Origin of the sequence: Methanothermobacter sp. EMTCatA1, assembly GCF_002356395.1 — an archaeon.
GTDB lineage: Archaea > Methanobacteriota > Methanobacteria > Methanobacteriales > Methanothermobacteraceae > Methanothermobacter > Methanothermobacter thermautotrophicus.
The window spans coordinates 116196-139670 of the sequence record NZ_AP018336.1 but is presented as its reverse complement, the minus strand read 5'-3'; the positions used below and the strand labels follow the sequence as shown (position 1 = coordinate 139670).

Sequence of the window (23475 nt, the reverse complement as noted above, 5' to 3'; positions counted from 1 at the left end):
AGAGGACCAGACCCGGCATCCCTATTACAGCACCTAACTGCAAAAGAAAATGATTTAAGTAGATAAGGATCCATTTAACCATCGTTTCTGCGGGCAGTTGCAGCGAAGACCCCCACAAAGCATAGCACGCCGAATATCAGGAAGCATATCCTTGTGCTCTCTATGAGGAGGTCATAGTTTGCAGGAGAGATTGGAACCCTCCCTATGAGGAATGCGAAGATAAGCGTCACTATCCCTATGCTGAAGGCCTGGCCTATGAGCCTCATGGAGCTGACGGTTGCCGATGCAATACCATAGTCCTTCCTCTCAACGGAACCCATTATGGCATTGGTGTTGGGTGATGAGAAGAAACCGAAGCCCAGTCCCAGCACGAAGAGTGATACGATTATCATGGGCACAGGGGTTGTTCTATCGAGTATGCTGAGGCTGAGGAGCGCCAGGGAGGTCACAGCCATGCCGATACCTGCAAGTGTCTGGGGGTTGAACCTGTCAGATGCCCTGCCCGCCACCGGCGCCACCAGGGCCATGACGATGGGCTGTGTCACCAGTATGAGGCCACTTGAGCCCGGGTCAAGGCCCTTGATATACTGGAGGTGGTAGCTGAGGAGGAGTGATACTGCAAAGGTTGCACTGTAATTTATGAGGGCTGCAAGGCTTGAGAAGCTGAACCTGAGGTTCCTGAAGAGCCTCACATTGAAGACCGGACTGGTTGATGACAGCTCCATTCTGAGGAAAACAGCGAAGGCTCCTATACTCAGGAGGATCATGAGGGCCCCCATGGTATCAGGGAGAGCTGAGAATCCATACATGAGTAGAAACAGGAAGATACAGTAGGAGATGGATCCAGGGATATCAAAGGTTTCGCCGGCAGCATCTGCCCATTCACCGTCAATTCTAAGGAGACTAACCGCGAGGACGATGACTGTCAGGGGCACCGTGGCGAGGAATATGCTCTGCCATCCCAGGAACCTTGTGAGGAATCCCCCGAGGACCGGTCCCATTGAAAGGCCAATGTAGACTGCGGCCGTGTTTATCCCTATGGCCTTACCCCGCTCATATGGCGGGAAGACCCTTGTGAGTATGGCAAGGCCCGTCACGAATATCATGGCCGACCCGACCCCCTGGATGGCCCTGAACACTATCAGTGCCATGGCTGAGGGTGAGAAGGCCGAGAGAATCGCTGAAACAGTGAAGATTATGTTACCATAGACGAAGACCCTCTTCATCCCGTATATCTCAGACAGCCTCCCGAAGGGGACCGCAAATATGGCGGCTGCCAGGAGAAAGGCCGTGGGTATCCATGTCTGGAGTATTGCATCGATTTTAAACTGCAGCGCTATAACAGGAAGCGCCACATTGATTGATGAACCCATGAAGGGTGTGAGGAATGATGAAAGTGTTGCCGCTATAAGCACATACAAACGCAGTGACCTGTCATTGTACTCATTCAAATTTTTTCCCTCCAGAAAAAACTGGTTATTACTATAGGGTGGGCCATTTAAATAATTTTCAGAGCGAATGAAATGAAAAAATTTAAAAACAGAAAAATGAAAAATGGTCTGAATTCAAGTTTATCTGAAGTAAAAAGGATCAAAAAAGGTTTTTAGGGGATTAGAACCTGGCCGGTGTCTCCATACCTGCCAGTTTAACCCCTGTGAGTGCGGAGGCTTCAACTGTAAGGGCCCTGAGGTCGTCCTTTTCAAGTTTGCTCACATCGGTGTTACCTGCCTGCTGTGTGAGCATGCAGACCTCCTCTGTCATTGCCTCTATGTACCTTGCAACGTTCTTACCTGCCTCCACATAGTCAAGGCGCTTCCTGAGGCGGGGGTCCTGGGTTGCGATACCCTTCCTGCAGGTGCCTGTGTAACACATCTGGCAGACACGGCAGCCGATTGACACCAGGGCTGCTGTACCTATGTAGACTGCATCTGCACCGAGGGCTATGGCCTTTGCAACATCAGCCCCGCTCCTTATACCCCCTGCAGCGATAAGGCTCACCTCATCACGGAGGTTGACCTCCTTGAGTGCCTCATCTGCCTCCACTATGGCTGCGATTGTGGGTATACCTGAGTGCTCGGTTACAACATCGGGACCGGCCCCTGTACCGCCCTGCATACCATCCACAACAACGGCGTCTGCACCCGCCTTTGCAGCTATCTTAACGTCATCTGCAACCCTGCCTGAGGTGAACTTGACCATTATGGGGACCTTCCAGTCTGTTATCTCACGCAGCTGTGATATCTTCATGCTCAGATCCTCAGGACCCACTATGTCCATGTGCCTGGCAGGGCTCAGTGCATCGGTCCCCTCCGGTATCATCCTTATCCTTGAGACCTCGGCTGTGACCTTCTCTGCAAGGAGGTGACCGCCCATGCCTGACTTGGCGCCCTGACCTATCTTTATCTCGATGGCCTCTGAGTTGTTGAGGTACTCTGCTGATACACCGAAGCGGCCTGATGCGTACTGTGCAATGAGCTTGGAGGCGTATCTACGCTCCTCAGGGAGCATTCCGCCCTCACCTGTGTTAGTGGCTGTTCCTGCGAGGCTGGCACCCATTGCAAGGGCTATCTTGGCCTCCTTGCTGAGGGCGCCGAAGGACATGGCGGCTATCATGATGGGTGTGTCAAGTTCAAGGGGGTTCTCGGCGTACCTGTCACCTATCACGACCCTGGTGTTGCAGGGCTCCCTGTACTTGTCTATGGGTGGCCTGGATACCTGGGCCGGGATGATGACAAGGTCATCAAAGGTTGGTATCCTCCTGACGGCACCGCAGCCACGGACCTTGTATGAGCCTTCCCTTGACTTCCTCTCTATTTCAATGAGGTCAGCAAATGACCACACGTTCCTGCGATCTTCAGGTACCGCGTTAACCTCTATCGCATTGTTAGGACACATTTCTTCACATATGCGGCACCCTACACAGTTTTCATGCCTTACTGGTACAGGTTCCCCGTTTATTATCTCGTATACGTCATGTGGACAGTTGTTGTAGCATGAGTAACAGTTTGCACAGAGTGACTCGTCCCTGTTATCGCACATGTACCAGCAGCAGCCGGGACGATCAAAGTTCCTCTTACATACCTCTTCCTTTCTTTCAACCTTAAAAGGCATTTTTAACCCCTCTTATTCCTTTAAAACCTTCAGTAATGGACATGCCGAGTATTTGGTTCCTGCAGCCTTCACAATGTCCTGGGGCTCCTCTGCCAGTACAGGTAAAGGTTTCCATGGCCTTTCCTGGTCCCTGTCAACCACCAGGGCCCCGTCAATGATTCCCTCCCTGAGGGCGTAGGTGAGGAGGGCTGTTACAACACCACCATCCTGGCCCCTGAACATGGGTGCCCTCGCAGACAGGATCTCAATGTATTCACCAAGGGGAGTAATTGCTGAGTCATGACCTATTATGCTGTCGGGTACATAGGTTCTGGGACATGCCACATAGCAGGCATTGCAGCCCTCAGGGCATGCACCCTCCACCTCCGGCTTTCTGTCCTTTATGCTGACTATGTCCTCCGGGCATGAGGCCACGCAGGCCCCGCAGAGGACGCAGGCCCCCACATCTATCACATCAGACCTCAGGTCATCGAACTGGTAGTCAGTGACCTCCTCAAGGTATTCCTCATCTGGCATCACCCTCCAGTAGAGGACCGGCCTTGCAACAGACTCCCTCCTTTTTATCTCCTGGAGGTTATCCTCCTTCTTACCTGATGCAAGTTTTTCAAGTATCCTGATTCCCCTCTCTGTTAAGGGTTTTGTTTCAATGTATCCTGCCTTCCTGGCCTTTTCTATGAGTTCATGGCCTCTCTCTGTCCTTATTATGATCGTTGACCATCCCTCAGGTGATCCCACGGATCCTATGGATATGTCGGACTGTTCTGATGTGAAGTCCATGCACACTGAGCAGTTCTTCCTCATGGCGGCTCTCGCCCTTTCCAGGGAAATTGAAACTTTGCTTCCATCGTTAAGGTGGAACCAGAGCCTGCCCTTCTCTATCCTGAGCTCTGATACATCTGCAAGGTCAATGCCCTCCTCCTCGGCGAGTTTTTTGAGGTATGTGTAGGAGAAGTTTTCCATGCAGAAGAGTCCGAGTTTGAGTTCAACCGGAAAGTCCTCTGTGTATCTGTCCATGAGTGTGGCTGCTGTTATCTGGCAGGGTGTTCCAACCATTGCATAGGTTCTGGTCATTATCCTTCCTCCGATTCTTCACCATAAAATGGTCTTTTACTCCTTGGCACGATCTTCCTGAAGGCCTGATAGTCTTCATCGTCAAGGTTAAATCCGTAACCGGTGAGTGTTTCCCTCAGTTCCTTCTCATCCTCGGGGGTTATATCCTCAACCTTGGCGTTCTTCCCGAGGCTCTTTATTTCGCCCCTGACATAGATGGTTCCCCTTATGATGGATTCACCTGCATCCTCTGCGAGGTCGCCGAGTACTATTATGCGGCCGCCCATCATGAAGAGGCCTGTCATGAAACCTGAATTCCCGCCTATGATTATGGTCCCATTTTTCATTATCTCGCCTGTTCTTGAACCGGCGCTTTTTTTAACAACCACTGTTCCCCCGTAGATTCCCTGACCCACGCCGTCACCTGCTGAGCCATCCACCACCACTTCACCCTCTGTCATGTTGTCTGCAGGGAACCACCCTGCGTTACCATTTATCCTGACCCTTGGGCCGTGGATCATGGTGGCTGCGAAGTATCCTGCTGAGCCATCTATTATGAGTTCAACGTCCCCTGTAAGACCTGCGCCTATATAGTGCATGGCGTTGGGGTTTTTAACGACTATCCTGTCGTGGTCGGCTGCAAGGGATTTTATTGCCCTGTTAACCTCCCTCGGGGTTTTTGATCCTGCATCAATTACCGCTTCCCTCATGGTATCACCCTCATATCTCGTAGACCCTTACCTCTCCGGGGGATATCTGTTCAACCTCACTTGTGTCCATGACCTCCCTGAGGGAGACCTCCTCTGATGCGACTGCGAAGACCTCATCATTCTCTGCCATGACCCCTGGCCTCAGTCCAAGCTGGTCCTTGGCTATTCCAACACCCTGGGGTGTTCCCACTATGTATGAGAAGGGGCCATCCATGTCCTTTACTGACTGTTCAAGGGCTTCCTCGAGGCTGTAACCTGATGCCAGTTTATCTGCCACGTAGTGGACTATGCACTCTGTGTCATTGTTTGTTTCGAATATGTGGCCCTTGCGCTCCAGTGGCTCCCTTATCTTCCAGTAGTTTGTTATCTGGCCGTTGTGGACGACGGTTATGTCGGGGATGATGTAGCTCTGGAATGGGTGGGCATGGTACCTGTCAACTATACTCTCTGTTGAGAACCTTGTGTGGCCTATGGCATGGGTGCCCTTCTTTGACCAGGTGTCGTAGCGGTCTGCTATCTCAAGAACCGAACCCACATCCTTTATCATCTCAAATGAGTGGCTACCGTTCAGTACTATAACGTCATCTATGCTGTCTATATCCATTATGAGTGGTTTAAGCTGTGAGAATGATTCCAGGGTTATCCTGCACCGGTAGATTATGTGGTTCTCAACTGATGGTATGACCTCATCTGATCCTATGGGACTTACAAGTTCAACTGTTTCCTTAACCATGTCAAGAAGTCCTGGTTTATCCTTAACCTCTATGTTAAGGAGGTAATCGTTTTCTTCAAGCCCGAGACCTCCATATATCGCGAATCCTGCTGAGTCGGGTCCCCTGTGCTGCAGTGCATGGAGCATCCTTGTCATGTCTGCCCCGACTGAGTGCAGTTTACCATCCTTGTAGACCACTCCCGCTATTCCACACAATTCAATACCTCCTTTATAAAGTATTCATGGAGTCCTGTGTCCTCTCCGAGTTCAGGGTGAAAGGCCAGTGCGAGGTTGCAGCCGTCCTTTACTGCGATTATCATATCATCGAGTTCTGAGAGAACCTCAACTCCCTCTCCCACTTCAAGGACAGCCGGCGCCCTTATGAATATTCCATGAAATTTCCTTCCAAGTATATCGATCTCATCTTCAAAGGAGTCTCTCTGTCTTCCAAAGGCGTTTCTCTTAACCTTCATATCTATGAGTCCCAGAAGGGGCTGTTCATAATCTGTTTCATCTGCGAGGAGCACCATGCCGGCACATGTGCCCATCACAGGTTTCTTTTCGCGGATTATGACGTCCTTTATCCCCGTCTCCTCCATCAGCCTACCTATTACCGTACTCTCGCCGCCGGATATTATTATTGCATCGACTGTGGAGGCTTCCTCTGCTGTCCTGACCCTCACAACTTCTGCATCTATGCCCATCTCTTCGACTGTCCTTCTGGTCATCTCGAGGTGTTCGGATACATCTCCCTGAAGAGCAAGAATGCCTATCCTTATCATGGTGTCTCCTTTGAGAATTTTTTCTGGTTACCTTTTTCATGATGTGACCATATAAATATACCGGAAGATGTCTGCCGGTTGTTTCTGAACCCTGAACCCTGCAGAAAATCAGGTGCACAATGTTCAGAAATAAGGTCTTGAACTAACTTATAATTGAACAAGTATATAAAAGTTTCCATGGGGTTACTGAAAGATGGAATGAAATGACCTCAGGGAGGTTGAATGCACACCGAATGTCCGGCCATGATAAACCCTTCACCCCCATAACACTGGCCCGGGCTATAGTGGAAGTTCCTCATCAAGGAACTCCATAACCCTCCTGGTGGAGTCTCTAACATGGTTGGCGGCTTCCCTGAATGCCTCCCTTTCATCACGATCCATCAGCACAGGTACAACCCCCTCAATGCCGTTCTTACCCAGTTTAACAGGTACTCCGAGGCAAACATCCCTTATACCATCGATTTCACCCTCCATGAGGGTTGAAACCGTGAGTATCCTGCGTTCATCATTCAGGATGGTGGTGACTATGTTGGATATTGCAAAGGCCGGTCCATACTCGGTGGCCCCCTTCCTGCTTATGATGTTGCTCCCTGCATTGATGACCTTGTCTATGGTCTTTTTGAGGTCAAACTTCTTGTAACCTGAGAAGTAGTCCCTCCTGGCATAGTGCTCTATGGGTATGCCCCCTATGGAGGTTGAACTTATGAGCGGGACCATGTAGGGACCATGCTGACCTATAACCCTGGTGTGAACCTCACTCACGTGGACATTGAAGTGCCTTGCCATGTAGTTCTTGAGCCTCAGGGAGTCCAGGTGGTTTCCAAGGCCGAAGACCCTGCTGGGGTGAAAACCCGAATACCTGAGGGCAACATAGGTCATCACATCCACAGGGTTTGTAACAACCAGTATAATTGAATCCGGGGCGAATCTTGCGATCTGCCTTGCATAATCTGCAACGATCCTGCCGTTCTTAAATGCAAGATCATCCCTGTCCATATCAGCCGTTCTGGGGACGCCCGCAGTTATCACAACTATCCTTGAACCGTGGACGTTTTCAATGTCTGCAGAGTTTTCCAGCTTGACTGAAACACCCTTGGCTGCGAGGGCGTCGCTCATATCAAGGACCTCGCCGAAGTTCTGTTCAAGACTCTCCTTCCTTGAGATGAGGTGTAGGGTCTTCACAGCCTCCTCCTCTGCAAGACAGAGGGCTGTTGCCCTTCCGACACGTCCCGTTGACCCAATTATACTTACCTTCAAGGGGGTTCCTCCTAGTGGGTTTCAAGGTAGTTAACTGCCACCTTCCTTGCAAAACCGGTACCCGTCTCTGCAAGTTTCTCCATTGCGGCCCTGACCCTTTCACCGCCGATCTGCTCCAGTGAGCGGGCGGCACCACTCCTCACAAATCCACTGTCATCTTCAAGGAGCTTTATGAGGGGTTCAACAGCCCTTTCATCCTGGAAGTTACCTATGATCCAGGCAGCGGCGCCCCTTATCCTCCAGTCATCATTTGAGAGACTCTCAAGGAGGGGCTCAAAGGCCTCATCACCCATCCGGGATAGGGCTGTTGAAACATCCCTCCTCACCCACTTGTTCTCATCGGCCATCGCCCTTATGAGGGGTTCAACTGCTCTGGGATCTCCAATGTTACCCAGGGCTGCTGCGGCCCCCCTCCTAACAGATTTGTCACTGTCATCAAGGGCCTCAATGAGCTGTTCAACAGCGGGTTCCCCTATTTCAGATAGTAGCTCAACGATCTGAACCCTCATATGTTCATCGCCTTCCCTTAACTGCTCAATGAGCCTCTCAATGTTTTCTCTTCTCTGCATAATACCACCTCTATATATTATGTTCAGAAAGATAGATATGTTTATCGTGGATCTGGAGGAAACATGGGCATAGATAGCCATTTTATTCAGAAAGGACTGCACCACTCAGATATCAGGGACATCTATATGAATTACATCTTGCTGAGGGTGTTTATGATCTTCATGGTCACAGATTCAGCTTCCCCCATTTCAAGAGACCTGAATATTTCAAGGGCCTCCTTGAATACAGTGTAAAGGTTTTCCCGCTCGTCCATGATGAATAGAATAACCCCCATTATCACCAGGGACACGGCAGCACCCCTGGAGTCCCCGGCGTCCCTGAAGATTCTTGTGGCTCTCTTAATGAACTTTAGTGCCTCGTAGATCTCACCCTCCTCCAGATGATACCTGCCGATGAGGAGGTTGAGGAGGCCCTCTGTGGGCCTATCACGTATGACCCTCGCTGATTCGAGGTTGTCCTCCAGGACTTCAATGTCACGATTCTCCCAGCAAACCGCATAATCCTCAAAGCCTTCAAGTAGCTCCACCAGTCTGTCCGAAAACCTGAAGACGGCCACTGTCTCTGAGCCCAGTCCAGGGTTCTCTGACGGTTCCTCACATGATTCCTCACATGATTCCTCACATGATTCCTCACATGATTCCTCTTCAGGTGGTTCCCTGGTGGTCAGTGCCTCCCTTATCTTGCCTGCCTCATATATCTTCTCCCTGAGTTCCTCTGCAAGGGGCGGATTCAGATCAGAATATATGGAGAGAGCCTCTGAGTAGTGTTCCATTGCCCTGTCAAATTCCCTCAGAGCCATGAGTGAATCACCCAGAAGTTCAGAGGCATAGGCAACTCCCTCAGGAAATTTGAGTTTTCTGTAGGTCTCAAGGGCCTCCTCAAAGTTCCTGACGGCCCTTTCAAGTTCGCCCCGGTCCAGGTATATGACTCCGATGTCTATGAGGACCTCTGCCTCGTGCTCCTGGTACTCATGGAGTTTCTTCTTGTAGTGCCTGAGGGCACTGCGATCATTCCTCAGAGAGTCAAATATGCTCAGAAGATTAAGATGAAACATCATAAAATCCCAGCCCCATGACACATAAAAGGGAATATGAAAACATCATAAAACCCCCCAGCTTCCAAACTATTTTTATCATTACAGCCTTAAAATATTATCCCATGCAGATCATTCAGCTTCATGAGAACACTTCAAGAGGAATTTAAATGTACAGGATAACGGTCATACCAGGTGATGGGATCGGAGTGGAGGTGATGGAGGCAGCCCTTCACGTCCTCCAGGCCCTTGAAATTGAATTTGAATTCACACACGCAGAGGCAGGTAATGAGTGCTTCAGGCGCTGCGGCGACACACTACCAGAGGAAACCCTGAAGCTTGTCAGGAAAACCGATGCAACACTCTTCGGTGCTGTGACGACTGTGCCCGGACAGAAGAGTGCCATAATCACATTGAGGCGTGAACTGGATCTTTTTGCGAATTTGAGGCCTGTTAAGTCTCTCCCGGGTGTCCCCTGCCTCTACCCGGACCTTGATTTTGTTATTGTGCGGGAGAACACCGAGGACCTCTATGTCGGTGACGAGGAGTACACCCCTGAGGGCGCCGTTGCAAAAAGAATCATAACAAGAACCGCCTCCAGGAGAATCAGCCAATTCGCCTTCCAGTACGCCCAGAAAGAGGGCATGCAAAAGGTAACAGCAGTCCACAAGGCCAACGTACTCAAAAAAACCGACGGAATCTTCAGAGACGAATTCTATAAAGTGGCATCAGAATACCCCCAGATGGAGGCCACCGACTACTACGTGGACGCCACAGCAATGTACCTCATAACCCAGCCCCAGGAATTCCAGACCATCGTCACAACCAACCTATTCGGAGACATACTATCAGACGAAGCCGCAGGACTCATCGGAGGACTCGGACTCGCACCATCAGCAAACATAGGAGAAAAAAACGCACTATTCGAACCAGTACACGGATCAGCACCCCAAATCGCAGGAAAAAACATAGCCAACCCCACAGCCATGATACTAACAACCACACTAATGCTAAAACACCTCAACAAAAAACAAGAAGCCCAAAAAATAGAAAAAGCACTCCAAAAAACCCTCATGAGGGGCATCATGACACCGGACCTTGGGGGTACTGCCAGTACCATGGAGATGGCAGAGGCCATAAAAGAGGAAATCCTCAAAGGGGAGTAGTTTCAGGTCAAGAGCCAGCTTCTATCACACCCGCGACATAAAACAATTAACTCTGCTAACTACACCATTCACTGAAACAGTATAACAGGCATTCACTCTGTTATCATGGTCCCTATTCCCTTCTTTGTGAAGATTTCAAGGAGCAGTGAGTGCTCAACCCTTCCATCGATTATGTGGGCAGAGGACACCCCATCATTGATTGCCTGTATGCAGGTGAGGGTCTTGGGGAGCATGCCACCCTCCACTATGCCGCTCTTTACAAGGTCACTGAGCTCGTCAACACTTATCCTCCTTATGAGGGTATCGGGGTCTGAAGGGTCCTCGAGTATCCCAGGGACGTCTGTCAGTACTATGAGTTTTTCAGCCCCTATACCCGCTGCAACCTCACCAGCAACGGTATCTGCGTTGAGGTTGAGCGTATTTGCATCCCTGTCGACCCCTATGGGTGATATAACGGGTATGTAATTGTTATCTGTTAGCATGTTGATTATGCCAGGGTCAACGGACTCTATTTCACCCACAAGGCCCAGGTCTATCTCCCTCCTCTCACCGGTCTCATCGTCCCTCACAACGTGGGGCGCCCTCTTCCTTGCAAGGAGGAGGTTGCTGTCCTTACCTGATAATCCTATGGCCCTCCCGCCATGGTAGCATATCTTTGAGACTATGCTGGTGTTTATCTTACCAACGAGGACCATCTTCACTATCTCCATGGTCTCCTCATCAGTCACCCTGAGGCCCTCAATGAACTTCGGCTCCTTACCCATCTTGTTCATTGCACGGGAAATTTCGGGTCCTCCTCCATGGACCACGACGGGTTCCATACCCACATACTTGAGCAGGACCGTATCCCGGGCGGTCGAGTCCATGGCGGCCTCATCTATCATGGCATGGCCACCATACTTGATCATGATCTTCTTCCTGTGAAACTTCTTTATGTAGGGCAGTGCCTCAACGAGGATGTTAACTGTTTTCATAAAAACACCTTCAGCCAGTCATGTGGTATACTCTGCATTTATCCTTACATAATCATAGGTGAGGTCGCAGCCATAGGCAGTGGCTGATTCATCTCCAGCAGCCAGGTCAACGATTATCCTTATCTCCTTGCTGGCCATGACCCTCTCCGCGGTTTCAAGTTCCTCTGTACCCTCAAATGCCAGGACATCACCATGGTCAACTATCACCACGGATTCTGAATCAGACTCAAGGGTGACGCTTATCTCCTCAGGGTCAAACTCTGCTCCAGAGTATCCTGCAGCTGCAACTATACGCCCCCAGTTGGGGTCGGCTCCAAATATGGCTGTTTTAACAAGTGATGAACCTGCTATGGCCCTTGCAGCCATCTTTGCATCCTCATGTGTCCCTGCATTTACAACATCCACCTGGAAGGACTTGGTGGCCCCCTCCCCGTCCCGGGCCATCATACGGGCGAGTTCCCTGCACACAGCAACGAGGGCCTCCCTGAAGTTTGAATCTATCCTTCCAGAGGTCCTGGTTGAGGATATTATGACCATGTCATTGGTGCTCTCATCACCATCCACTATGAGCATGTTAAAGCTCTCATCAACTGCCCCCCTGAGGGCCTCCGTCAGTTCAGAGGACGATGCATCAACATCGGTTGTTATGAATGAGAGCATTGTGGCCATGTTGGGGGCTATCATCCCGGAGCCCTTGGCAACAGCACCTATACGCGCCTTTTCGCCTGTTTCAAGTTCAAACTCAACTGCCACCTCCTTGGGGAAGGTGTCGGTGGTCATTATCGCCTCTGCAAGAGCCCCCGATGCCGCCTCTGAGTTTTCCAGTTGAGCTGCAGCACTCTGGATGAGGGACTCTATTTTATCAATGGGCATCCTTCTTCCTATAACACCGGTTGAAGCCACTGCAACCTCACTCTCATCAATGGAGAGGGACTCTGCCACTTTTCTGGCCATCCTCCTGGCGTCATCCATTCCTTCCCTGCCTGTGAAGCAGTTGGCGTTCCCGCTGTTTGCCACGATGGCTGATATACTTCCATCTGCAATTACGCGCTCTGTGAGTTTAACTGGTTCTGCTCGAACCCTGTTTGAGGTGAAGACAGCTGCTGCGGTTGAACCCCTGTTGATGATCAGTCCAACACCATATTTGCCCTCACGGCAGCCGGCAGCGAGGACTCCGTCAACAGCGCAGACACCACCCCTTATAAATCTCAGTTCCATTGTATACACTCTCCCGTAAAAAAAGTTCGCTGGGGGTCTTCCATCAGTAGGTGGTGTTGTTGGAGGACCCCTGGTTGTTAACAACGTTGACTTCCCCATTGCCGTTCTCAGCTACCTCCCTTCCCTGCTCCTTTATACCGTTAAGGGGAAGGTGGTTGGTGCTGCTGGGGGTCAGCTGGACATTATCAGTGGACGATGTATTATTAATGTCAACAGATGTGATGTCCCCACCTGAAAGACCGATTGCAATGCCCAGGCCTGAACCGCACCCAAAGGCTATAAGGGAAATCAGGAAGCTAACAATGATTTTAGCCTCGGTTTCAGGTCTCATTTCAATTCCCCTTAATATTATCTTGAAGTATCCTTAAATAGATTTCTTTTCATGCCGTGGCGCCATAGATAACAGCAAGCAGGATTGCAACGAGGCCAAACTCCCAGTGCCCCATGTTCCACCCGAGGAAGGTTGCAACGAAGACAAAGATAAACACGAGGAAGGCCACAGACTTCCTGTTCATGAAGAAATCTATGACTGACCTTGTGAAGGGTGAGGGTATGAAGTACCCGTAGAGGCCATCTGCAACATCGAATACCATGATGGATGTGGGGTTCCAGAGCATTATCTTATCTGCCAGCTGGGCCCTCTCACCGGCCTCCCTCCTTGTGCGGCCTATCCCGACCCTTATATTTGCGCCGTTATCCATTGCATGCCATGCAGAATCTATACCTGCCCTGAGGGCCATGTCCTTGGTTGGGAAATTGGCTATGAGGTCGTCTCCACCCTCACGGTAACCCTCAATCTTCCCCTTGCAGTCGTTCTCCATGTAGGCCTTTATTTCATTCATTATCTCAACGAGGCTGTCACGGCCATACCTCTCTATGAATGCTGTGGAGTCGATCATGTCGGTGAAGAGGTAGTTGTCACGGTAGGACGGCACTCCTGTGGGGGTTTCAAATTCACCTGTGAATATTATGGCAAATTCCCCTCCAAGCTTTGTGAACCCGACACCCGGGACCTCCCCTATCTCCCTGTTGAGGTTTATGGCCCTTTCGATGGCTGCAGCGCCTGTCATGCCCGCCGCGGCCCTCACATTTATCCCTCTCCTGCTTCCAGCACCTATGATTTTTATAGCAACCCTTATGGCGTCATTCTTGGATAGGAACCTGGCAAGCACCTCACTTGAGCTCTTCTCGATTATCTTTCCATTTTCATTCTCGATGATATCCACGAATTCATCAACTATCCGGCCGCCGTTGAATATCTCAATGTAGAGGTAGCGGTCACTTCCCATTATTATGTTACTCAGGAGGGCGTATTCGTCGACCTCCTCATCAGCGGGTTTGATTTCAATGAACTTTCTGTTTCCTGGTATGTTCTCTGTCCCCAGCTCCCTTGTGAGGTTATCGAATATGTTGCTGGTGTTTATATGGGCCCTTTCAATCTCTATGAGCATTGTTCTGGTGTAGTTTAGCATTTCCACGTATTCGCGCTCTGTACTGTTGGTGGGCATGTACCTGGTCCCTATGCTGAGGACCCTGTATCCCAGGAAGAAACCCAGTATCTTCCGCAGCAGATAATCCATGACCATCAATCATTGCCTCCCTTCTCCAGGACTACCTCAAAGTCCCCTGGCTTCTCAAGGAGCATGCTTGGTTTAACAGAAACTATGGGGAATCTCCATGAACCTATCCTTGCCGCGAGGGTGCTCGCTATGTTCCTTGAGTTCTTCTTAACGAAGCTGTAATCATGATCATTTATTGTTATGTTAACATTGTAGGGGGCCTCCTCCATGACATCCTCCGAGTACATTATGTTGAGCTCAAAGGTGCCTGGCTTGAGGAAGAGGTCATTCCTGACAGCCACAAGGGGGGCGTGTTCCAGTTTCAGCCTGTCGCCGACGGTGACTGCGATGTTGCCGGCGTACTTCACAGCATCACGGTAATCCTTTGGATGAACAAGGACGAATATTATGTAGTTGCTGGTCCTCTCAACCTCCTCAACCATGCTCATGAACCTTTCGAAGAGGGGTAGCTTCATGAATATGCCCTCAAGTCTGGGTTCGAGACCCTCCTCCTGGCTCCTGCTTATTCTGTCTATTGCCTCCTTTGCTATGGCTATACCGCTGAGTTTCTTGCCCCTTTTAACCTTATATGCGTCGATCCTCTTCCTCTCAAATTCCCTGAGGGCCTCATTGCATATCTTCTGAAGTATATTCTTGACCTTCTTTGGTTTCCCGGAGGTCCCTATCAGAATCTTATCCTCCCTGAAGGTGTAGGGTATTCTCCTGCTGTTTATATCCTGGAATTCGTCCTTGTAGTCCCTGAAAACATCATTTGAGAGTATCTTGGCATCCTCCTCCTCAGCCATCTTCAGTATGAAGTGGTCGGCACTGGTACCTGAGGGGACCTGCTGGAATTTACCCTCTTCCAGGAGCTTCCTGAACTGCTCCTTATCATCTATCTCATGTCGCAGGGATGCATCGGCGATTATAACAGGTTCGTAGCCAAGTTTCTCAAGTTCCTCTGCCGCTGACAGTATGTTCTCTATGCATGGCTTCTCCTCATCGTTCTTCCTTGAATGGGCCACGTTCGATGCATCTATAATTACCCTCAAGTAACCACCTTTAGCTGATATTTTACAGGCTGCAGGCTGCCAGTTCAATGCTCTCTCCCTGCACCTGATTGAGAACTATTCTCATGGAATCCTCATCAATGTAATATGTATTATATGAGTTAATATCTTTACCCCTCAGTTTGAGGGATGAGACCGTCCCGGCAGTTACAAAGAAGGTGTTCTCCAGCCTCCAGACGTGGGGGACATGCTTGTGGCCCGATATGACCAGGTCGGCGCCCTTACTGATTATTGACTGAAGTATGTCACCTGCATCTGCAAGGACGTTCCTCTCACGTCCCGTCTTGGGCACGGGGATTATGTGGTGATGAAGAGCTATGACCCTGATGTGCCCCCTCGAGGATGCCCTGTCAAGTTCCTCCTCCATCCAGACCTGCTGGGACCTCCCTATCTTCCCGTAATCGAGGTCGGGTTCACTGCTGTCCAGTCCTATGATGGTGAGACCGTCCATCACAAAGGTGCCCCTGCGGTATCTGAAGACATCCTCGAAGGTCTCATTGCCCACGTGCCTGGCATCATGGTTTCCTGGTACAAATATGTGGGGTCCCTTAAGGTCGCTGAGGTACTCTGCTGCCTGAAGGAATTCAAGGTAGTAGCCGTTATCTGTGAGGTCCCCAGTTATGACAGTTGCATCGGGTTTGAGTTTGTTGATCTGTCTTATGGCCTCAAGGAGTATGTCCTCCTTGAAGTTTGGTGCGCCCACATGGAGGTCCGAGATATGGGCTATCAGTACCATCAGCTCAGCCTCATAATTGCCTCTGCAAGGTCCCCCCCTGTCTCCTGGAGGGCCCTTGTGGCGTCCTCCCTGCTTGCACCGGTCTGGTTCATGACCAGTTCGATGTCATCCTCGGGTATCTCCATTTCAGCCTCAAGTGACCTCTCACGGGCCTTACCAGTCACCTGGTATGTCTTCTGTCCCATGAACTCCATTACATTGACCTTAGGGTTTTTTATTATGATCTCCTTCCTCTTGAGTTTGATAACAACCTCTTCAACGCCACGAAGATCCTTCATATCCATTCCCATCTGCTTCATGGCCCTCTGCATCTGTTTCAGCTGCTTGGGGTTCATTCCCATACCCGGTATCAATTAAAATCCTCCTTTCCTGGTTTTAACTGCCTGGCCATGGTTGAGGTCCATCATCTCCTCGGCACAGAGGAGTGCCTTGCCTGTGGCCAGAAGTTCATCATCAGCGTTAACAATTAAAACTTCATCGTTGGCCCTTATATTATTGTCGCAGTCTATTATAAACTTTGCAAAAACACTTTTACCCTTCCTTGCAAAGGGTTCAGACTCCTCATTTACCGCCACCCTGCAGGCAGGGTAGTCTGTTCCCTGGTGGAGCCTGACCGCCCCCTCTGCCCCGAGGACCAGGAGGCCATCTGATGCCCTCATGGTGCAGATGAGCTCATCACCTGCGTATATGTGCCTTATCTTACCCGTGTTACGGCTCCTCTCAATCCTCACATCATCGGTGAATAGGAGTTCACCAGCACCCCTGCCGAACTGGTAGTCTGCCACCATCCTCACACGGTCCAGATCATCAACGGTGGTTTCAACTTCACCCCTGTACTTGTAGGGGAGTTCAATTCCAAGTTCTCTGCAGAGGGCCTCGTCCACTATTGCATCTCCAGCCATGAGGTCCCTGACAAGGCCCCTAAGGAACTCCTCCCCGTCAAGGTCCATTATACCCGGGGCATCGCTCTGGGCCAGGGGGTATACCTGGTCGAGTTCCAGGGGGATTATACCGAAGGGGAGGTCCACCACCACTACCCTCCATGGTCCCCCACTCTGGGGTCTCAGTGAACTGAAACCCCCGATCCTGGCGGGGAGGCTGGATGAGTAGGGCCTCCTTGATGGGGCCACGAGGGCTAATCTTTCCCCGAGATGCTCCTTCACCCTTTTAAGGTGTCTGTGGACCTCCACTCGCCCCAGTGACTCTGGGCCTGTGTAGAAGAAGGCCGACCTCTTGGACCTGGGCTCAAATTTTTCAATGAGATCAAAGTACTCTGACATGCGCCTGTATCCCTCAAGGAGGCGGGGGTGTGCCCTGCAGCGCTCTTCGACCAGTTCCATGAGGTTTCCGTCGTGGATTGCCTGGCGGACCTTCCTTATCTCTGCGAAACTCACATGCAGGTTGTGTTCCGCTATCAGGTTCCTCCGCTCCTCCCTGTCCATCCCCATGAGCTCTGATGGTGTGTAATCCGTGCAGACACTGCAGGAACATGGCATCTCCTGGAGGTTCTCGAGTTTGTATGTTCCCTCAGTGCTGAGGAGGCGGTCATCCTCTGCGTAGAGTATGTAGGCCGCTGAATCAAAGAGATCGCACCCCATTGAAACTGCCAGGGCGAATAGCATTGGGTGGCCGGCCCCCATGAGGTGCCTTGGCCTTGATGGTGGGAGCTCAGATACCGATGAAAGTACGGCGTCGACGAGTTCCCTGTAGCGGTAGGACTCCATGAGCGGCACCACAGCACCGATGGGGTGGAGCTCCACCGGTAACTCGGCCAGGCGTGATGCGCAGTACCTCCTCAGGTCAGGGTGTGTTGAACCCTGTACAACGGCATTGAGCATCATTCTCTCCCTGTACTCAATGGACTCCCTGGCCCTCTCAAGGGTGACCTCAACCTCCTCGAGGGCCCTCCTGTGGCTGACACCCGGTGGTGTTGGTATGTCCAGTGATGTGCCTATATCTGTGCCTATCTCATCCTGGAAACGTATTATCTCAGGGTTCTCGACCTCAATGTCCCCGTACTCTGATAGCTGGAATGAACCTGAATCCGTCATTATGGGTCCGTCGAAGTCTATCAGTCTGTGAACGCCATCACTGAGAGCCCTCTCCCTCAGTTCAGGGTTTCTGTAGATTATGTATGCATTCGTTATCACAATCTCGGCTCCGGGGCCCTTAACATCGATGGTCTGTTTACCTGGATGTATTACAGGCATGAGCGCTGGTGTCCTTACGGTCCCATGCTCTGTTTTAAGGATCCCTGTCCTTCCGAGGCCGTCCTTTGATTTTATTTCAAACATGAAATCCTCCCATAAAGTCATTAGCAGGGTGTTCCCCTGCTGATCAGTGAATCAAGCAGAATGATACTGATTAACATGTACTCTGCAGTGGCTACCACCAGATACTACATGCTCAGATCAGTGTATATCCACGATGATACTGATTAATATGTAATCAGCACCCTAAAAAATCCTCCCACATAATCCATGCCTCAGAAACACTGGAGGCAGGGGCTGGATCACATACTAACCTGCTTTATCAGCAAGGTGTCGCAGGTTAACCAGGTCCATCAGCCTCCTCCTCATGGATATGACCCTATCCCTTGAGCTGGCTGGTCTATCCTCCCCACAGCCACATATGCATTCATCCATCTGGGGGCAGATTATGTATAGCGCCTCCGGACCTGAAGGGTCATCTATACCTATTCTGCTGAGGTTTCTCCGGACGCGCCTCCCGGTTCTCCCCTCTACCTGCTCTGAACCAAGGTAGAGTGGGGTTTTAACCGCTGATGATATCCTTGTAACGCCCCGCGCAGACATCCTCTCGACCCTCCGTCTCCCCATTATTTCCAGGGCATCTGCAGATAATTCAGGGTCCCTGTAGGGTATCCCTGCATCACTGAGGGCTATCATGCGTTCATCCCTCCAGTCGAGGGGTTTTCTGATCATCCGGGGGTCCAGGGAGGCCAGTGTTCCCCCTGATTTTCTCCCGAAGACAGGTCCCTGGCCCACATGGAATCCTGCTTCGATGAGGGCTGCCCTCATGGGGGCTGCGGAGGTGTAGGTCGCAAGTACGCCCCTCTTCTTCAGGACCCCTGCGAGGAGTGAGATGAATTCGACGGTGTAGAGTTCAGGGGACACCCCTGGACTGAATGCGTCCAGAAATATGGCGTCATAGTATTCCCTCTCAAGAAGGGGTACCACTGCCCTTGCATCCTCACAGTGGACCCTCAGCTCGATGCCTGAGGGTGCTGGAGGTGAGGTCCTGAGGGACAGTAATCCCTCAGATAACAGGAAGTCCTCATAAGCCCCCTTAACGATTTTATGGGCTGGATTCGGGGATGGTACAATGAGGGCAGTGGCCATGGTCCCTGCTGAGATCTCCACCATATCAACCGTTACACTGGATGCGTCTGTGAACTCCAGGAGGGCTGCCGTATTGTATCCCAGACCTGAGCAGAGGTCCAGGACTCTTAAATCGTCTTTGATCCCTGAAACCGTGGGTTTTACAAATTTCTCAATGGCCTCTGTTAGGGCCCCCACCCGGGTGTGCATCGCCTCTCCGGCCTCAGATTTCAGGGTGTAGGATCCATCAGCTGTCCTTATGAATTTATCCGAGATTGACCTCCAAAGGTCCCTCCTTCTGTCCACAGCATCCCGGGATTCCCGCTCAAGGTAATCCATGACTGTCCTGAGGACGTCCCCTCTTGGTGTGAGCGCCATGGTTAAATGATACAGTAATTACAACTTAAATTTTGCCATTACCCCTGAATCAGAGTCGGTGCCTGCTCATCAGGTTATGATTTTCAGACCCTCCAAGACCAACAGGAATACCCTCAAATCACAGATCATCAGACCCTCTGACGGTAAGGAACAACACCAAAGGTTAACCTGAACCTGGTCCCATCCTCCGCTGAAACCTCGAGGGTCCCGTCAATCTGATCCACAAGGCCCGCCACCAGCCTGAGGCCCAGGGAATCCGAATCTTCAATTATAAAATCAGGGGGAAGACCCGCACCATTATCTGCGATGGTGAGTGTGAATTCACCGCCATGTTCCTCCAGCTCTACGCTTATCATTCCCTTGGAGGTGAAGGCATGCTTGAAGGAGTTGGTGACGAGTTCATTGATGATGAGACCCAGGGGGATGGCTGTTTCAAGGGGAAGTGTTATGTCACCCACCGCCACCTCAAGTTCTATTTCCCCGTCATGGTAGCTGTTAACTATGGAGGAGGTGAGCCTCTCTATGTAGCGTCCCATGTCAATGCTTGTGAGATCCTCTGACTCATAGAGCAGTTCATGGACCAGGGCCATGGACTGGATCCTGCTTTGAAGGTCCCTGAGGGGCGCTGGATCCTCAGCATCCCCGAGCTGAAGATTTATGAGACTGGATATTACCTGGAAGTTGTTCTTGACCCTGTGGTGCACCTCCCTGAGGAGGGCCTCCTTCTCCCTGAGCGATGATCTGAGTTCATCCTCATACTGCTTCCTGAGGGTTATGTCGGTGCATATGATGACCACCTCCCCGGTTGATAGCTGGTGGAGGTGCACATCAAACCATCCCTCCCCACATTCCACCTCCGGGTAGTGGATGGCCTCACCGGTCTTCCTGATCTCCTGGAGGGCCCTCCTGATGGGGGAGTTCCAGATCTCAGGGAGTGCTTCCTGAAGATCCATGCCCTGGATGGCGGCGCAGGAGACGCCCTCCATCCTCTCGGCTGCCGGGTTCATGGATTTAACCCGGAATCCCTTTCCATCAGATTCAACAGCAATTATGCCGCTCCTCATGTTCCTGAAAAGTTCCCTGAATTTCTCCTTGCTGACGATCAGGGCCTCCTCTGCCAGTTTATGTTCATGTATATCCCTCAAACCGAACACGTAGCCCTCTATATCACCATCAGTCCTGATTGGTCTGTCAACGTATTCCACCCACCTGTAGTTTCCATCGGGCCTCCTTATTCTGAAGGTTGCCCTGTGGCCTTCCCCCCGGGTCAGTATGAGTTTCTTAACCTCCCCCATGTCATCGGGGTGCAGGTAGTCCAGGAAGTCAAGGGCTGACATGCCAGTGAGCATTTCATGATCGTAGCCTGTTATCTTCTTCACCGATGGGCTGAGGTATCTGAAGTTGAAGTCCCTGTCAAATTCTCCAAGACCATCAGCCATGTGTTCTGTCAGGAGCACCAGACGATCCTCCCTCCTCCTCAGCTTTTCCTCCATCTCCAGGATGGGCCGCATATCTGAACCCGTGAAGAGCATGCCCAGATGTTTACCCCCTGATCCATGCACATGACCCGCCGATACGATGACCGGGATCCATTCATCCTTACCTCTGAGCCTGGACTCCATGATGGAACCTGTGCTGAGTTCATCGAATTTAAGGACCTCAGTCACCTTCCTGCCTGAGAATTCCACTGCCCGACGACCTGTTAGCCTCTCAGTTGCCGGGTTGACGTAGTGTATATTCAGCCCAAGATCTGTGATTATAAGAAAGGTGTTCATGTTCCTCACAATATCCATGGCCGCGTTTAAGGGGCTCAGGATTGGTAAACGGAACCTCATAACACCATAGGCTATGATGGAAACCCCGACTGCGGCTGAGGGATCTGTGAGTGAAGGTACAGCCATGCCAGCTGCCGGGAGGATGAGATCCGTCAGGACGCCCGCCAGGACAGGCAAGATGAGGCCTGTGAGGAGGTAGTGGGCCTGCGTCCGATCTGAAGCCGGGGATGACCTCCAGTGCAGGGCCACAAGTATGATGGCGACTGATGCAATAATGAATCCCCAGATATTTGAGATCTGGTAGGGAATCGAATTCTCCGCGGCACTGAAGGTCCAGCCCCATGACGTCATGGTGGGCCCCGCGGTTATAAGATCCGTTGTGAGTTCAAGGGCCGCTATGACCACTGCAGGTGCGTAGATAACTGCAAGGAGTGGCATGGTTGGTCTTCTACCAGTGAAGAGCAGGACCATGTGCAGTATGACCGGGACCACAATGGGCCAGACGAATCCCATCCTCACCCAGAAGTCGGCCATCATGTAGGACTCTGAAATGTAAAGGCCGAAATCTGTGAGTGAGAGGTAGGCTATCAGTGCTGAGAAAATGAGGAGTGCCCTGTTAAAGCGGCTTTCAGGGTTCTTGACGAATATGTACACACCCGATACAAGGGCCACCACGAAGGCTGTGATGGATATGATGGCCATTGGATTCATGGGAAAACCCCCACCATATATATTCCCTCCCGATTTCATCATGCCCCTCTGTGGAGAACCTGACGCAGCATGTCTGCCCCACTATCTTATTAATTATATCATGCATCAGATATAAATTGATGGAATTGATGAAATTCTGGATGGAAACTGATTGAACAGAATACTGGAAAGTGGGTCCTATGAGAATACTGATAGTCTCAGATTTCTTTGTACCGCATTACAATGGAGGAGGGGAGAGGAGATACTTTGAAATTGCCAGGAGACTCGTTGAGAGGGGTCATGAGGTTGATGTGATATCAATGGGGATCCATGGAGTCAGTGATTATGAAGAGGTCAGGGGTGTAATGGTGCACCACCTGGGCCCCAGAATAAGGAAACCCCCTCTCAGGGGGCCCCTGGATTTCATCAGGTTCATGGCGGCGGCCTTCAGGTGGGTGATGACCCATGACTATGACATCATTGACGCCCAGACGTACGCTCCACTCCTGCCATCATTCCTTGCCTCCCGGATTCATGGAACACCCATGGTTGCAACCATCCATGATGTGAGTTCCGCCCATGGTGACCAGTGGCTGCAGTCCTCAAAAACAGCCACAATCCTTGAGAGGGTCCTCATGAGGCTCCCCTATGATGGTGTGATCACCGTTAGCCGCAGCACGGCCTCGGCACTCACAGAACTGCATGGGAGGAATCCCGATGGCATCCACATCATCCCCAACGGCGTTGACCCTGAACTCATCGATTCTGTCACCCCGGCGACCGGGAACTACATAATATTCGTTGGACGCCTCGCCCCCCATAAACATGTGGATCACCTCATAGAGGTCTTCAGTAAACTCGCCATAGACTTTCCTGACCTCAGACTCGAAATAATAGGTGATGGTGTGGAGAGGGCCAGACTGAAAGCCATGGTCGATGATTGCGGCATCAGGGACTCGGTCACATTCCACCATAACCTGAGCTACCCTGAGGTCATATCCCGGATCATGGGGGCCAGGGTGCTTGTCCTTCCATCCACGAGGGAGGGTTTCGGGATGGTCCTTGCTGAAGCAGGTGCCTGTGGTGTGCCTGCTGTGGCCTACAGGTCCGGTGGAGTTGTTGAGGTCATAGATGACGGTGAAAACGGTTTCCTGGTTGAACCCTGTGACAAGGAGGCCCTCCATGATAAAATAAAACTTTTAATCTCTGATGATGAACTGAGGGACAGGATGGGATCTCAGGGCCGTAAGAAGGTTGAAGAAGAATTCATATGGGACAGGGTTGTTGATGAAATCGAAAGGACCTACAGTTTCATAATAGCCCGGAAAAATACACCATAAGAGTCT

At 51.0% G+C, this 23475-nt stretch carries 21 protein-coding genes; 2 read left to right on the top strand and 19 right to left on the bottom strand.

From position 1 onward, the window contains the following. Positions 1-74: 74 nt before the first annotated feature. From tca_RS00870 to tca_RS00830, 9 genes are all read right to left on the bottom strand, one after another. On the bottom strand, positions 75-1451 hold the full coding sequence (locus tag tca_RS00870; protein WP_286708968.1) for an MFS transporter: 1377 nt from the start codon (positions 1449-1451) through the stop codon (positions 75-77). Between the two features lie 160 nt (positions 1452-1611). After that, the gene (locus tca_RS00865; RefSeq protein WP_286708967.1) at positions 1612-3111 is read right to left on the bottom strand and encodes a glutamate synthase-related protein; all 1500 of its coding nucleotides are present in this window, start codon (positions 3109-3111) and stop codon (positions 1612-1614) included. A gap of 12 nt (positions 3112-3123) precedes the next feature. Further along, complete coding sequence (locus tca_RS00860; RefSeq protein ID WP_286708966.1) at positions 3124-4182, bottom strand: Coenzyme F420 hydrogenase/dehydrogenase, beta subunit C-terminal domain; 1059 nt, start codon at positions 4180-4182, stop codon at positions 3124-3126. After that, on the bottom strand, positions 4182-4871 hold the full coding sequence (locus tca_RS00855; RefSeq protein ID WP_286708965.1) for a GXGXG domain-containing protein: 690 nt from the start codon (positions 4869-4871) through the stop codon (positions 4182-4184). Before tca_RS00855 ends, tca_RS00860 begins: the two co-directional genes overlap by 1 nt. A gap of 10 nt (positions 4872-4881) precedes the next feature. After that, the gene (locus tca_RS00850; RefSeq protein WP_010875830.1) at positions 4882-5799 is read right to left on the bottom strand and encodes a glutamine amidotransferase family protein; all 918 of its coding nucleotides are present in this window, start codon (positions 5797-5799) and stop codon (positions 4882-4884) included. After that, positions 5787-6365 carry a pyridoxal 5'-phosphate synthase glutaminase subunit PdxT gene (gene pdxT / locus tca_RS00845; protein ID WP_010875829.1) on the bottom strand — a complete coding sequence of 193 codons (579 nt, stop codon included), beginning with the start codon at positions 6363-6365 and terminating at the stop codon, positions 5787-5789. The genes tca_RS00850 and pdxT overlap by 13 nt, the downstream gene beginning before the upstream one ends. 279 nt (positions 6366-6644) lie before the next feature. Then, positions 6645-7622 carry a malate dehydrogenase gene (locus tca_RS00840; protein WP_286708964.1) on the bottom strand — a complete coding sequence of 326 codons (978 nt, stop codon included), beginning with the start codon at positions 7620-7622 and terminating at the stop codon, positions 6645-6647. Between the two features lie 11 nt (positions 7623-7633). Then, positions 7634-8191 (bottom strand): HEAT repeat domain-containing protein, encoded by a 558-nt coding sequence (locus tag tca_RS00835; RefSeq protein WP_286708963.1) that lies wholly within the window; start codon positions 8189-8191, stop codon positions 7634-7636. A 131-nt stretch (positions 8192-8322) separates the two neighbouring features. After that, entirely contained in the window at positions 8323-9249 is a 927-nt protein-coding gene (locus tca_RS00830) for a lipopolysaccharide assembly protein LapB (protein ID WP_286708962.1), read from the bottom strand. Positions 9250-9395: 146 nt separating this feature from the next. On the opposite strand from tca_RS00830, the gene aksF reads away from it, so the two are divergent. Then, positions 9396-10391 carry a homoisocitrate dehydrogenase gene (gene aksF, locus tca_RS00825; RefSeq protein ID WP_269899435.1) on the top strand — a complete coding sequence of 332 codons (996 nt, stop codon included), beginning with the start codon at positions 9396-9398 and terminating at the stop codon, positions 10389-10391. 92 nt (positions 10392-10483) lie between these two features. On the opposite strand, the gene argB is transcribed toward aksF, so the two are convergent. From argB to tca_RS00775, 10 genes are all read right to left on the bottom strand, one after another. Continuing rightward, complete coding sequence (argB, locus tag tca_RS00820; protein WP_010875822.1) at positions 10484-11365, bottom strand: acetylglutamate kinase; 882 nt, start codon at positions 11363-11365, stop codon at positions 10484-10486. A gap of 18 nt (positions 11366-11383) precedes the next feature. Then, positions 11384-12583, bottom strand: coding sequence for a bifunctional ornithine acetyltransferase/N-acetylglutamate synthase (gene argJ, locus tca_RS00815; RefSeq protein ID WP_269899434.1), 1200 nt, complete (start codon positions 12581-12583; stop codon positions 11384-11386). Positions 12584-12626: 43 nt separating this feature from the next. Continuing rightward, positions 12627-12914, bottom strand: coding sequence for a hypothetical protein (locus tca_RS00810; RefSeq protein WP_010875820.1), 288 nt, complete (start codon positions 12912-12914; stop codon positions 12627-12629). A gap of 49 nt (positions 12915-12963) precedes the next feature. Beyond that, positions 12964-14169, bottom strand: a complete 1206-nt coding sequence (locus tca_RS00805) for a hypothetical protein (RefSeq protein WP_269899840.1) — start codon at positions 14167-14169, stop codon at positions 12964-12966. Beyond that, positions 14169-15194: a Zc3h12a-like ribonuclease gene (locus tca_RS00800; protein ID WP_269899433.1), complete on the bottom strand. Its 1026-nt coding sequence runs from the start codon at positions 15192-15194 to the stop codon at positions 14169-14171. Before tca_RS00800 ends, tca_RS00805 begins: the two co-directional genes overlap by 1 nt. A gap of 22 nt (positions 15195-15216) precedes the next feature. Then, on the bottom strand, positions 15217-15948 hold the full coding sequence (locus tca_RS00795) for a metallophosphoesterase (RefSeq protein WP_286708961.1): 732 nt from the start codon (positions 15946-15948) through the stop codon (positions 15217-15219). Further along, positions 15948-16301, bottom strand: a complete 354-nt coding sequence (locus tag tca_RS00790) for a nascent polypeptide-associated complex protein (protein WP_010875816.1) — start codon at positions 16299-16301, stop codon at positions 15948-15950. The genes tca_RS00795 and tca_RS00790 overlap by 1 nt, the downstream gene beginning before the upstream one ends. Beyond that, on the bottom strand, positions 16302-18242 hold the full coding sequence (gene tgtA, locus tca_RS00785; RefSeq protein ID WP_269899431.1) for a tRNA guanosine(15) transglycosylase TgtA: 1941 nt from the start codon (positions 18240-18242) through the stop codon (positions 16302-16304). Positions 18243-18467: 225 nt separating this feature from the next. Further along, on the bottom strand, positions 18468-19664 hold the full coding sequence (locus tca_RS00780) for an MnmC family methyltransferase (protein ID WP_286708960.1): 1197 nt from the start codon (positions 19662-19664) through the stop codon (positions 18468-18470). Between the two features lie 128 nt (positions 19665-19792). Beyond that, positions 19793-22150 carry a PAS domain S-box protein gene (locus tag tca_RS00775; protein ID WP_286708959.1) on the bottom strand — a complete coding sequence of 786 codons (2358 nt, stop codon included), beginning with the start codon at positions 22148-22150 and terminating at the stop codon, positions 19793-19795. A gap of 179 nt (positions 22151-22329) precedes the next feature. Here tca_RS00775 and tca_RS00770 point away from each other — a divergent pair, with 179 nt between their 5' ends. Continuing rightward, positions 22330-23469, top strand: coding sequence for a glycosyltransferase family 4 protein (locus tca_RS00770; RefSeq protein WP_286708958.1), 1140 nt, complete (start codon positions 22330-22332; stop codon positions 23467-23469). Positions 23470-23475: the final 6 nt, after the last annotated feature.

What these genes read in the sequence shown, in the direction of transcription:
- tca_RS00865 (WP_286708967.1), bottom strand. Translation starts at nt 3,111, where the DNA reads ATGCCTTTTAAGGTTGAAAGAAAGGAAGAGGTATGTAAGAGGAACTTT.
- tca_RS00860 (WP_286708966.1), bottom strand. Translation starts at nt 4,182, where the DNA reads ATGACCAGAACCTATGCAATGGTTGGAACACCCTGCCAGATAACAGCA.
- tca_RS00855 (WP_286708965.1), bottom strand. Translation starts at nt 4,871, where the DNA reads ATGAGGGAAGCGGTAATTGATGCAGGATCAAAAACCCCGAGGGAGGTT.
- pdxT (WP_010875829.1), bottom strand. Translation starts at nt 6,365, where the DNA reads ATGATAAGGATAGGCATTCTTGCTCTTCAGGGAGATGTATCCGAACAC.
- tca_RS00835 (WP_286708963.1), bottom strand. Translation starts at nt 8,191, where the DNA reads ATGCAGAGAAGAGAAAACATTGAGAGGCTCATTGAGCAGTTAAGGGAA.
- tca_RS00830 (WP_286708962.1), bottom strand. Translation starts at nt 9,249, where the DNA reads ATGATGTTTCATCTTAATCTTCTGAGCATATTTGACTCTCTGAGGAAT.
- aksF (WP_269899435.1), top strand. Translation starts at nt 9,396, where the DNA reads ATGTACAGGATAACGGTCATACCAGGTGATGGGATCGGAGTGGAGGTG.
- argB (WP_010875822.1), bottom strand. Translation starts at nt 11,365, where the DNA reads ATGAAAACAGTTAACATCCTCGTTGAGGCACTGCCCTACATAAAGAAG.
- argJ (WP_269899434.1), bottom strand. Translation starts at nt 12,583, where the DNA reads ATGGAACTGAGATTTATAAGGGGTGGTGTCTGCGCTGTTGACGGAGTC.
- tca_RS00810 (WP_010875820.1), bottom strand. Translation starts at nt 12,914, where the DNA reads ATGAGACCTGAAACCGAGGCTAAAATCATTGTTAGCTTCCTGATTTCC.
- tca_RS00805 (WP_269899840.1), bottom strand. Translation starts at nt 14,169, where the DNA reads ATGGTCATGGATTATCTGCTGCGGAAGATACTGGGTTTCTTCCTGGGA.
- tca_RS00795 (WP_286708961.1), bottom strand. Translation starts at nt 15,948, where the DNA reads ATGGTACTGATAGCCCATATCTCGGACCTCCATGTGGGCGCACCAAAC.
- tgtA (WP_269899431.1), bottom strand. Translation starts at nt 18,242, where the DNA reads ATGTTTGAAATAAAATCAAAGGACGGCCTCGGAAGGACAGGGATCCTT.
- tca_RS00780 (WP_286708960.1), bottom strand. Translation starts at nt 19,664, where the DNA reads ATGGCGCTCACACCAAGAGGGGACGTCCTCAGGACAGTCATGGATTAC.
- tca_RS00775 (WP_286708959.1), bottom strand. Translation starts at nt 22,150, where the DNA reads ATGAATCCAATGGCCATCATATCCATCACAGCCTTCGTGGTGGCCCTT.
- tca_RS00770 (WP_286708958.1), top strand. Translation starts at nt 22,330, where the DNA reads ATGAGAATACTGATAGTCTCAGATTTCTTTGTACCGCATTACAATGGA.